Raw genomic sequence first — 6890 nt, forward strand, 5'->3', positions numbered from 1 at the left:
CAATTGTCTATCTTTTGGTATTAACCTATTTGTGCCTTAAGTCCTTTCCTGTATGAATTTCAGCTACTTTTGAGCGTAGTTGCTCTCATCGAATTTTATTTTAAGTTAATTATTTGCATAACAATTCCCGAAGAGCCAATGATTCTTTATCTACCGAAATTTTACGGGAAATAACGATAGAATTCTCGACGATGAAGAACACGAGCAAATGTAATTGTATCTTCTTCAACAAAAAAACCAATTCTATAGTCACCAATTCGGATACGATAGGCATTATATTCTCCTTTTAATTTTTTAAGGTTGTTAATTTCGCTTAGCTGCTTAACTGCTAAAATATCAGTAAAGACAAGGTTTTTTATGACTGAGTAAGGGGAGGTACTTTTTAAATCTTTAAGATCCTTGATAAAAGTAGGAAGATAGTTGATTTTCATTCTTTTTCTAATTCAATTAAAGCTTCCTCCAAAGTTAAGGGAGTTTCATCTTTAACGTCTATCATGGCGCAATAGAGTCCAGTATCTTCATAGGTTTCTATTATTTGTTGATAGTCTTCAAAGTTAATAATAACTTGCTGTATCTGACCTTGATTATCCGTAATCAAGTCTTGAGCAAAGGGATAATCTTTGATGTTCATAATTAATTGTTCCTCATTTTGTGGACGGTTTGCATTATTCACACTCCTTTGTTTCCAATTCTAATAGGATGGGAATTAAGTCTTTGGCAATATCAATGACGGCATCTATTGTATCAGCTTCAGCGACAAGTCCTTGTATATCGGGACTGGTGGCGACATAGTAATCTTGTCCGTTTTCTTGAAAGCGCTCAATAGTGAGGTTAATTGGGTTTTGCATGGGGAATCCATAGAGTTTATAGAATAATTTTATTATGACAACTCTTATAAACTTGAAGCTAATTCAGGCGCGACAATAGTTTCTAGGGAAAAAGCATTCAGATCCGTTAAGCTTCTGGCGTGTTCCAAGGTAATTGCACAAATGTTCCCATTTTTATCAAGATCGACTAAGGTATTTTCATTGATTTCTTGAGTCTCGACAATAGGATTGTTATTGAACTCTAAATATAGAGTATCCGTATCTTGAAAGTAGGTGATTTTCATGGCTTAAAATTCCTATCAAAAAAAGCATTGTGAACTGTGATACCATCTTCGAGTAAGACAACTCTCAACGCCTTGTTGTCTATTTCCTCAATTAATGCCCAGCGGCGAATTCGTCCATCATTTTGGTGAACTTCCAGAATAGGATTATTGATTGTGTATTCAATCCATTCCATTTTGATATTGGCTCGATCTGGTCGTTTTCTGGTGGCTAAAAAGTATTGAGTAAATTTCATTGAGGCGATTGAATTGTTTGCTTATAAGTATCAATGAAGTTAATTTTCATAGTTTTGCTTAATGGGAGTTAAGGATAATTTTATAGATTGTCTGCTACATCCCCCTGAATTTGCCTTAACAATTCCTCACAATCTTTAACCAAGGGAATCCCCAATTCTTGGGATAATGCTAGGGCTTGTTGACAATGGGTATATGCGATTTGAATGTCACTTATCCGATACGCAATATTTGCAAGAGCAAAATGACAACGCATTACTATTTCCTGTAAAACAGTTCCTTGAGCAATAGCTAAGGATTTATTAATATAGTCTTTCGCTTGAATATATTTTTTAAGCTCAAAATAAGTTTTTCCAAGGTTATGTAAGCTTACTGCTATACCTCTCTGATAATTATTTTTTTGACTTAGCTCTAATGATTTCTCAAAGAATGCTAATGCTGTTTCATGTTGTTCTAAATGAGCATAGCAAGCCCCAAGAGAAATTAATTCAAGTGCAATTCCTCTTTGATCCCCCATTTCCTCTTTTAAGACTAAAGATTCTTGATGTTTAACGATTGCTTCTTGATATTTTCCCACGTCGGCATAACAATTACCTATATTACCAAGTGACTCTGATATCCTTTGTTTGTTACCAATTTCTTCTCCTATTTTTAGAGATTTCTGATTATAAAAGATTGCCTCCTTATATTGACCTAAGCTTCGGAAGCAACACGCAAGATTATTATAAGCAAGTGCTAATCCCTGTTGATCGCCAAGAATCTCCTTGACGATTAAGCCTGCTTGATGATAGAGAATCGCCTGTAAATATCTGCCAGAATAGCTGTAACAATTTCCTATATTCAAAAATGCGGAAGCCATTCCTCCAAGATCATCAATCTTTTGTGAAATTTCAAAATGCCTTTTATGATTGTCTATAGCTTCATTCAATTTTCCTATAGAACTATAACAAATACCTAAATTACCAAAGGTCCCTGCCATACCTAGATAATTGCCAATTTTATCTTGAATTGCTAGACATTGCTCATGATACTTGATGGCTTGCTGATAATCGCCTTGCGAAAAGTAACAAATCCCTAAATTACCCAGTGCAGAAGCAACTCCTGCCCAATTTTTATTTTTTTCCGATAGGGCATAATGTTGCTTATGGATAGTAATTGCTTTTGAATATTCTCCTAAATTTTTATAACTTATTCCCAACAAAGACAACACAATGCCGAACTCTTGTTTTTGTTTTTGATCCTCTATCCAATTATTAATTAAAATCTCATACAATTCTATTGATTTTCGACTTAAGCCTGTGAAGTACAAAAAACTATTAACCGATTTATCTTTCCCTTCTCCTCCTCGATCCTCATTCAAAATATTGTATGCTAACTGCCATTCTCCCAATTCCCCTGCATGGTGAAACGCCTCTAAATATTCCTTCAAATCTTCCAAGGATTCCCAGGGAGGGACAGGTAAATGAGCTAAATAATAATCTAAGGCTAATTGATGGGCAGATCGCAATATTTCAGGATTTGCTTGATCTTGCACCACCATGGAAATTAAAGGCAAAAACTGAAACTGTCGCCGTTTTACATTGTATTCGGGGGGAAATTCTTGTAATAAAGATAAACGAGCTAAATAGCGTAAATCTTCCTCAGTTATTGCTGGAATTAACCCCTGGGCTAACCTGTCATCAAAATTCTCCCGCAGTACCGACAACCGCGTTAAACTCTCCCTAAACTCTTTCGATAATCGCGCTAAACTGGCGGTAATCACTTCTCTGACACAGGTTTCCGTGTCGCGGTGATACCCTTCCACATCAAACATATTTAAGCCCAAATTTTGCGACTCGGTGACAGAAACCCCTTTCCCAAACTTATCTTTCATCAAACTACAAACCAGTTCCATTAAGAGGGGATGACCTCCCATTTTATCGACAAATTGGGCTAATTCTTCATCGCTTCCCGTTAAGCCGTGATCTTCGGTGACATAACGCATCGCATCCGCTTCTTTTAACCCTTTTAAAGGCCAAGAATAATAATAATCTTGCAAATTGACGGGGAATTTTAGCTGTTCTCGACTGGTGACTAATAGCTTACTGCTGCTTTCTGTGTTTAACCATTTTTGCAAGAATTGCTGATAAACCAAATTTACTGGGGCAGTTAGTACCGTTTCCAAATTATTCAACACTAATAAACAGGGTTTAGCGGTTAACCCTTTGCTGATTGCGTCTATTAATTGCCCATCATTCCATTTTTCATCATAATTTTGTTTTAACTCCTCTAATAACCACCGTCCGAACTGTGCCAAAGGGTAAGGCTGGTTAAAATTAACCCATAATACCGGCCAATCAGCAGTTAATTGATCTGTAAACTTTCTCGCCAGGGCAGTTTTACCATAACCCCCGGCGGCGGTAATCTCGATTAACCTTAGATGGTCATTCCCTAACGCTGTTTGGAGTTCTTGCAATTCTTCCCGTCGTCCTTGCCATCTACGCACGGGTGGGAGTTGCGTATCCACTAACCCAGAGGTGGTCAGGGGTTGGACCGCTTTTTTAGAGGGTTCAGACTGTTTTTTTTTAGATTCTTCAATCAGCGATCGCAATTTATCCTCAACGGATACGAAAACTTTTTCATATTCTGATTTCTTTAGATCACAGAGAGGATTGCTGGGAGAATTATTGCTAGGAGACTGAAATTGATGTAAGTAAAATCTTTGTTCTATTCCCTCTTCATTAGTGTATTTAAAAGAAACACTTTTCACAGTAGAATGTCTAAGAAATATAGGAATTATAAGGACTCCTTCTTCTTCACGTCTTTTCAAAATACGGGGTAATTCTTCATTCTTCACATAACGAGAATTAAGCAGGTCTTGGCTAACCAATACCATCGCAATTGTTACTTGTGATAAACTGTCTTTAATTTTTTCATCCCAAATATCCCCCGGTTGTATGTCGAGATCTGACCAGACTATTTTTTCCTCATCATTCAGAGGTTCGAGAAATTTTAACAGTCTGTCTCTCCATCCTTTGTCTTGGTGGGAATAACAAATAAAAATTGATGGCATATCTCTTTCCTCTGACATAACCACTTTTCTGTTATACCACATCTAACCCAGAAAACGGGTTTCTTAGAGAAACCCGTTTTCTAACTTAAGATTGGTCGATTCCAATCCCCGCTACTTCTTTCAAACATTTTGTAAATGGCCCTGTTTGAAGCCTATCACGTTCCGATCTATTTAAAAGCAGAACAGATCTTGATCATGGATAATTATAGTTGTCTCCATTCTCGCCAATCCTACATTGACCCCAATCGCTGTCTTGAAAGGGTAATGTTCGATGTTCCCTAACGGGAAATCGGGGTTAACTACTAGCTTTATAAGTAATGGCGGGAAGCGGATTTGAACCACTGACCTTCGGGTTATGAGCCCGACGAGCTACCAGACTGCTCTATCCCGCGTTGCTTTATCTAGTATAGAACTAAATCTCGGTAAATGCCAAGGAGTTTGTAATATTCCTTTACATTTACCGTCCGACCAGAGGTTAATACTTACGTTCCACGGGGGTGAAATCCTGAATTACCACGGGCATATAGTCGATATCGATGCCGGAGGGGGAATAATAGGCGAGGGTATGCTGAAGGAAATTTTGGTCATCCCGTTGGGGAAAATCTTCGCGGGAATGGGCCCCTCGGCTTTCTTGACGATTGAGGGCAGAGGTGAGGATAATTTCCCCCACCACCATGAGACTTTGTAATTCCCAGGCCTCGATTAGTTCCGTATTCCAGCAATCCCCCCTATCATCGAGGTAAATCTGCTCGTATTGGCGCTTTAATTCGCCAATTTGTTTAATTCCCTCGCGCATGGTCGCTTCGGTGCGAAAAACGCCGCAATGTTGGGTCATACAGTCTTGGAATTGCTGACGTAGTTGACCGATGCGAATCGTGCCTTTTTTGGTCAATAAAGCGGTGATTTCCTCTTTGGCATCCTGAAGGTAAATATCGGGATTAAAGACGGGAAAAGCGCGTTTTTCGACGTATTTAGCGATCGATTTGCCAGTTCTTCTCCCATAGACCACACATTCTAACAGGGAATTACTGCCCAAACGATTGGCCCCGTGGACGGAGACACAGGAACATTCCCCGGCGGAGAAAAAGCCCTCGCTGAGGGTATCGGCACTTAAGCGAACGCGACCATCGGTATTAACGGGAATGCCGCCCATACAATAGTGAACTGTAGGACGGACGGGCATCGGTTCCTCTACCGCATCGACACCGACGAGACGGTGGGCCTCCTCCCAACAAAAGGGAATGCGACTCATAATTTTTTCCCGGCCTAAATGGCGTAAATCCAGATAGACAAAGGGACCCCCGGCGCTACCGTCCAGATTTACCCCCCGGCCGGCGCGAATTTCTAGGGTAATGGCCCGGGAAGTGATGTCCCGGGGGGCTAATTCCATGCGCGAGGGGGCGTAGTCTTCCATAAAACGACGACCTTCGCTATTGATTAAATAAGCACCTTCACCCCGGACTGCTTCCGAGATTAAAACACCGACGGGATAGAGTCCAGTGGGGTGAAATTGGACAAATTCCATGTCTTCTAGGGGAATACCCGCTTTTGCCGATAATGCTAAACCGTCTCCCGTACAGGCGAAATCGTTGGAGGTGGTGTTATAAACGCGACCATAGCCCCCCGTCCCGAACATAATTGCTTTTGCCCGGAGGATTTCTAACTGTCCGGTGGCGATTTGGTACATAACTACGCCTTTAGCCGTACCTTCTTCGAGGATAAGGCGTAAAACATACCATTCATCGTAGATTTTTACCTGATTACGGCCTAAATTGCTGACTAATTCGTGCAGCATGGCGTGACCGGTTTTATCGGCGGCGTAACAGGCCCGGTTATGGCTGTGACCGCCAAAGGCTCTTTGGGCAATGCGTCCATCTTCGAGACGGGAGAATAACACGCCTAGATGTTCCAATTCGATGATAACTTCGGGGGCTTCTTTGGTGAGAATATCCACTGCATCCTGGTCAGCCAGAAAATCGGAACCTTTGACAGTATCGTAGGCGTGGGCCTTGGGATTATCTTTGGGGTCAACGTTTTGCAGGGCGGCGGCGATACCTCCCTGGGCAGCGACGGAGTGGGAACGAATTGGGTGGGTTTTGGCAACGACAGCAACATCGATAGTCGGGTTGAGGCGTTTGATTTCTAAGGCGGCGCGGCATCCTGCTAACCCACCGCCCACTATAACGACATCGTGTTCTTTCATGGCTGATTTTTCTAGGGGCTTCTGTTTCTATGGTGGGGTGAGAATTGCTCGGAAGTCAGTTTTGTAACCGAGACTTTATATTTCAGGAGTCAGGAGATAGGAGATAAGAGATAGGAGATAGGAGACAGGAGATAGGAGTCAGGAGACAGGAGATAGGAGACAGGAGACAGGAGACAGGAGACAGGAGACAGGAGATAGGAGATAGGAGGCGGCCGGCAGGAGGCAGAAGATTATTTTTATTGATTCTCCCCACACCCCACACCCCACACCCCACACCCCACACCCCACACCCC

9 protein-coding genes and 1 tRNA gene are annotated in these 6890 nt (G+C 41.3%); 1 reads left to right on the top strand and 9 read right to left on the bottom strand.

Annotated features, from left to right (window positions below; all coding sequences use genetic code 11):
- Nucleotides 1-161 precede the first annotated feature (161 nt).
- The 6 genes from PX482_RS01040 to PX482_RS01065 form a co-directional block, all read right to left on the bottom strand.
- A complete protein-coding gene (locus PX482_RS01040) occupies nucleotides 162-431 on the bottom strand; it encodes a type II toxin-antitoxin system RelE family toxin (RefSeq protein WP_002762139.1) in 270 nt (89 codons plus the stop codon).
- Entirely contained in the window at nucleotides 428-631 is a 204-nt protein-coding gene (locus PX482_RS01045; protein ID WP_002800856.1) for a RelB antitoxin-like protein, read from the bottom strand. The genes PX482_RS01040 and PX482_RS01045 overlap by 4 nt, the downstream gene beginning before the upstream one ends.
- Before the next feature lie 34 nt (nucleotides 632-665).
- Nucleotides 666-848, bottom strand: coding sequence for a DUF1902 domain-containing protein (locus PX482_RS01050; RefSeq protein ID WP_002762135.1), 183 nt, complete (start codon nucleotides 846-848; stop codon nucleotides 666-668).
- A gap of 44 nt (nucleotides 849-892) precedes the next feature.
- Entirely contained in the window at nucleotides 893-1111 is a 219-nt protein-coding gene (locus PX482_RS01055) for a DUF2283 domain-containing protein (RefSeq protein ID WP_002762133.1), read from the bottom strand.
- Entirely contained in the window at nucleotides 1108-1344 is a 237-nt protein-coding gene (locus PX482_RS01060) for a DUF4258 domain-containing protein (protein WP_002762131.1), read from the bottom strand. Before PX482_RS01060 ends, PX482_RS01055 begins: the two co-directional genes overlap by 4 nt.
- Nucleotides 1345-1424: 80 nt before the next feature.
- Nucleotides 1425-4436, bottom strand: coding sequence for a tetratricopeptide repeat protein (locus PX482_RS01065; RefSeq protein ID WP_288027548.1), 3012 nt, complete (start codon nucleotides 4434-4436; stop codon nucleotides 1425-1427).
- A gap of 93 nt (nucleotides 4437-4529) precedes the next feature.
- On the opposite strand from PX482_RS01065, the gene PX482_RS01070 reads away from it, so the two are divergent.
- Nucleotides 4530-4676, top strand: coding sequence for a TauD/TfdA family dioxygenase (locus tag PX482_RS01070; RefSeq protein ID WP_002762128.1), 147 nt, complete (start codon nucleotides 4530-4532; stop codon nucleotides 4674-4676).
- 36 nt (nucleotides 4677-4712) lie between these two features.
- Here the strand turns inward: PX482_RS01070 and PX482_RS01075 are convergent.
- The 3 genes from PX482_RS01075 to PX482_RS01085 form a co-directional block, all read right to left on the bottom strand.
- Nucleotides 4713-4786 (bottom strand) — tRNA-Met (locus PX482_RS01075).
- An 83-nt stretch (nucleotides 4787-4869) separates the two neighbouring features.
- Entirely contained in the window at nucleotides 4870-6597 is a 1728-nt protein-coding gene (locus PX482_RS01080; RefSeq protein ID WP_012267896.1) for a succinate dehydrogenase/fumarate reductase flavoprotein subunit, read from the bottom strand.
- 82 nt (nucleotides 6598-6679) lie between these two features.
- Nucleotides 6680-6890: hypothetical protein (locus PX482_RS01085; RefSeq protein WP_288121968.1), on the bottom strand; the 211-nt coding region annotated here is incomplete at its 5' end.

Source organism: Microcystis sp. M53602_WE12 (assembly GCF_030065455.1).
Lineage (GTDB): Bacteria > Cyanobacteriota > Cyanobacteriia > Cyanobacteriales > Microcystaceae > Microcystis > Microcystis aeruginosa.

What these genes read in the sequence shown, in the direction of transcription:
- PX482_RS01040 (WP_002762139.1), bottom strand. Translation starts at nt 431, where the DNA reads ATGAAAATCAACTATCTTCCTACTTTTATCAAGGATCTTAAAGATTTA.
- PX482_RS01045 (WP_002800856.1), bottom strand. Translation starts at nt 631, where the DNA reads ATGAACATCAAAGATTATCCCTTTGCTCAAGACTTGATTACGGATAAT.
- PX482_RS01050 (WP_002762135.1), bottom strand. Translation starts at nt 848, where the DNA reads ATGCAAAACCCAATTAACCTCACTATTGAGCGCTTTCAAGAAAACGGA.
- PX482_RS01055 (WP_002762133.1), bottom strand. Translation starts at nt 1,111, where the DNA reads ATGAAAATCACCTACTTTCAAGATACGGATACTCTATATTTAGAGTTC.
- PX482_RS01060 (WP_002762131.1), bottom strand. Translation starts at nt 1,344, where the DNA reads ATGAAATTTACTCAATACTTTTTAGCCACCAGAAAACGACCAGATCGA.
- PX482_RS01065 (WP_288027548.1), bottom strand. Translation starts at nt 4,436, where the DNA reads ATGTGGTATAACAGAAAAGTGGTTATGTCAGAGGAAAGAGATATGCCA.
- PX482_RS01070 (WP_002762128.1), top strand. Translation starts at nt 4,530, where the DNA reads ATGGCCCTGTTTGAAGCCTATCACGTTCCGATCTATTTAAAAGCAGAA.
- PX482_RS01080 (WP_012267896.1), bottom strand. Translation starts at nt 6,597, where the DNA reads ATGAAAGAACACGATGTCGTTATAGTGGGCGGTGGGTTAGCAGGATGC.